Consider the following 3,424-nt stretch of genomic DNA (forward strand, 5'->3'; position numbering starts at 1 on the left):
AAGAGACAGCGTCGTCACCGTGCGGCCCGTCCCCGCCGTCCCCGCCGTCCCCGCCGCACCGGCCGTCCCCACCGGGCCGGCCGGTCTCGCCGCCCGCTGCACCCGGGTTCTGCTGCACCCGTGGTCGCGGCTGTCCCTGCTGCTCGTGCTGCTCGCGGCCGCGGGCGTCGTCGTTCTGCTGCTCGAACCGCAGCGGCTGCTGGCCGACGGCTGGCCCGCGCACGTGCGCGGGGCCGGCGCGGTCCTGCTCTTCGGCGCGGCGTACGGGGTGTGCACGGCGGCGCTGGTCCCCAGACCGCTGCTGAATCTGGGCGCCGGGGCGCTGTTCGGCTCCCAGGCTGGACTGACCGCGGCCGTCGCGGGCACGGTGCTCGGCGCGGGCATCGCCTTCGGCCTCGGCCGTGTCCTGGGGCAGGACGCGTTGCGGCCGCTGCTGCGGGGGCGCTGGCTCAAGGCCGCGGACGGGCAGCTCAGCCGGCACGGGTTCCGCTCGATGCTGGCGGTGCGGCTCTTCCCCGGGGTGCCGTTCGCGGCGGCCAACTACTGCGCGGCGGTGTCCCGGATGCGCTCGCTGCCGTTCCTGCTGGCGACAGCCATCGGCTGCGTCCCGAACACCGCCGCGTACGTCGTTGCCGGCAGCCGGGCCGCGACCCCGACCTCGCCGGTGTTCCTGGTGGCGATGGGCTTCATCGCAGTGTCCGGGGCCGTGGCCATGGGTGTGGCCTGGCGCAGGCGGCACCGGCTGGGCGGCAGCTGACACCCGGCGCGGTGAGCTCCGGCGCCGTCCTGGCGGTCGCCGGCACCGAGGCCGGCGAGGCGACGGGGCCCCGGCGCGCTGCGGGCGGTGCGCTCAGTGGGCGTGTTCCTCCTCGCGGTGCACCGGGCCGTGCGGATCCTCGCAGTGGGCGTGCTCCACGGGCGGCTCGGTGACGCTGCCGGGGCGCGTGCCCCGCACCTGCAGGAGTTCATCGGCGGTGTGGTCCACCTGGAGCGTGGTGTGCGTGATGCCGTAGCCGCAGCGCAGCAGGTCCTCCAGTTCGCGGCGTACCGCGTGGCAGTCCCCGCCGGGCGCCACCAGGACATGGGCGGACAGTGCGGTCTGGTCCGAGGTGATCTGCCAGACGTGCAGGTCGTGGATCTCGACGACCTGCGGCTGGGAGACCAGCCGGTCGCCGAGTTCGTCGGGATCGACGTGGGCGGGGGCGGCCTCGAGGAAGATGCGGCCGGAGTCGCGCAGCAGCCCGTAGCCCGCCCTGGCCATCAGGGCGACGACGAACAGGGTGGCGATGGCGTCGGCGCGCGCGAAGCCGGTGAGCAGCACGACGAGACCGGCGACGGCGGTGCCGATGAAGGCGATCAGGTCGTTGAGAACGTGCTGGTAGGCACCCTCGATGTTGAGGGAGGAGCGGTTGGCGCGGGACAGGCACCAGGTGGCCGCCACATTGACGAGGACGCCGGCCAGCGCGGTGACGGTGACCAGGCCGCCGTGCACGTCGGGCGGGTCGATCAGCCGTCCCACCGACTCGTAGGCGAGCCAGGCGCCGAGCAGGAGCAGGGAAAGACCGTTGGCCTGGGCGGAGAGGATCTCGGCGCGCTTGAGGCCGTAGGTGTAGCCGCCGCGCGCGGGGCGGGCCGCGAGCCGCATCGCGATCAGCGCGAGCGCGATGGACGCGGCGTCGGTCAGCATGTGCGCCGCGTCGGAGATCAGCGCGAGGGACCGGGCGGCGACACCGATCACGACCTCGACGGCCATGAATCCGGTGATCAGCGCGAGGGCGAGGCCGAGCCAGCGCCGGTCGGCGTCCGCGGAGAGCGCGTGCGAGTGCGAGTGCCCGGCGTGGCCGCCGCCGTGTCGGTGCCCGGCGTGTGAGCCCCCGGCGCGGCCGTGGCCGTTCCCGCCTTGGTCCTGGCCGTGCCGGCCGTGCTCGACGCCCATGCCGTACACCATTCCCTTCCGCTCTTCCCGCGCGCGACGCTCTTCCCGGGTCTTCCCAGCCTGTCCTTCCACGCCTGCCCTGGCAGTGAAACGCATCGGTGACCCCGCTGGCAAAGGCTGCATCGGTGACCGTTGTCATCACCGTTAACAACGCGCTGACCAGCGAACATTCCACGACAACGGAGGAGCGGCGGCCTGTGGGGCCGACTCGGCCGCGGGCCCGGCCCGAGCTCGGGACAGGGAGCGCGAGGGGGGCGTCGCACCGGCCGTTCCCGCGATGCCGATACGCTGCATCACGACCGGTCGCTGATCCACTGGCGGCCGTTGCTCCCTTCCGTCGTCAGTCCCCACGAGCCCCGAGCAGGCCCACACCTCCATGACCGCACCCGTAGATCCGATGACCGTCAGACACCCCCGCCCGAGCCGCGCGTCCGGCGGCCGGGGCACGAGCCTTCGCGGGGTGGCGCAGTACTGATGGGCTGGTTCGAATCCTTCATCCTCGGGCTCGTCCAGGGCCTGACCGAGTTCCTGCCGATCTCGTCCAGTGCGCATCTGCGTCTCACCGCGGCCTTCGCCGGCTGGAGTGATCCCGGAGCGGCCTTCACCGCGATCACTCAGATCGGCACCGAGGCCGCCGTGCTGATCTATTTCCGCAAGGACATCACCAACATCGTCTCCACCTGGTCGCGCTCGCTGTTCGACAAGACGCTGCGCGGCAACCAGGACGCGAAGATGGGCTGGCTCGTGATCATCGGGTCGATCCCGATCGGCGTGCTCGGCGTGACCTTCAAGGACCAGATCGAGGGCCCGTTCCGTGATCTGCGGCTGACCGCGACGACCCTGGTGGTCATGGGCATCATCCTCGGTGTCGCGGACCGGCTCGCGGCCCGTGACGAGCTGGGCGGCAAGCACCGCGCCATCAAGGAGCGCAAGGCGCTCAAGGACCTGAGCGTGCGCGACGGCCTGATCTTCGGTGTCTGCCAGGCGATGGCGCTGGTCCCCGGTGTGTCCCGCTCCGGCGCGACGATCAGCGGCGGCCTGCTGATGGGCTACACCCGCGAGGCCGCGGCCCGTTACTCCTTCCTGCTGGCGATCCCGGCGGTGCTGGCCTCGGGTCTGTTCGAACTGAAGGACGCGGCGGAGGGCGGCCACGTCTCGTGGGGCCCGACGGTGTTCGCGACGGCCATCGCGTTCGGCGTCGGTTACGCCGTCATCGCCTGGTTCATGAAGTTCATCACGACGAAGAGCTTCATGCCCTTCGTCATCTACCGGATCGCCCTCGGCCTGGCGCTTTACGTGCTGGTGGGGACGGACGTGCTGTCTCCCCACGCGGGTGAGTCCGGGGACTGAGCGGGCCCGCGCCGCACCGTACGTCGGCCCCCGTGGAGTCGGAACTCCGCGGGGGCCTTCACGCGTGCCGGGCGGGGCCCACGGGCGGGCCCTGCCCGGGGCCGCGCGGCGGCCGGGCCGGACGGCCCCCTGCTGGTG

The 3,424-nt window shown here is 72.6% G+C and carries 3 protein-coding genes; 2 read left to right on the forward strand and 1 reads right to left on the reverse strand.

All coding sequences use genetic code 11. From position 1 onward, the window contains the following. Nucleotides 1–19 precede the first annotated feature (19 nt). Complete coding sequence (locus GUY61_RS36325; RefSeq protein WP_166634563.1) at nucleotides 20–757, forward strand: TVP38/TMEM64 family protein; 738 nt, start codon at nucleotides 20–22, stop codon at nucleotides 755–757. A 93-nt stretch (nucleotides 758–850) separates the two neighbouring features. Here the strand turns inward: GUY61_RS36325 and GUY61_RS36330 are convergent, their stop codons facing one another. Continuing rightward, nucleotides 851–1,936: a cation diffusion facilitator family transporter gene (locus GUY61_RS36330; RefSeq protein ID WP_166634564.1), complete on the reverse strand. Its 1,086-nt coding sequence runs from the start codon at nucleotides 1,934–1,936 to the stop codon at nucleotides 851–853. Between the two features lie 474 nt (nucleotides 1,937–2,410). On the opposite strand from GUY61_RS36330, the gene GUY61_RS36335 reads away from it, so the two are divergent. Continuing rightward, nucleotides 2,411–3,286, forward strand: a complete 876-nt coding sequence (locus GUY61_RS36335; RefSeq protein ID WP_166634565.1) for an undecaprenyl-diphosphate phosphatase — start codon at nucleotides 2,411–2,413, stop codon at nucleotides 3,284–3,286. The last annotated feature ends 138 nt before the right edge of the window (nucleotides 3,287–3,424 follow it).

Source organism: Streptomyces sp. GC420 (assembly GCF_009916105.1).
Lineage (GTDB): Bacteria > Actinomycetota > Actinomycetes > Streptomycetales > Streptomycetaceae > Streptomyces.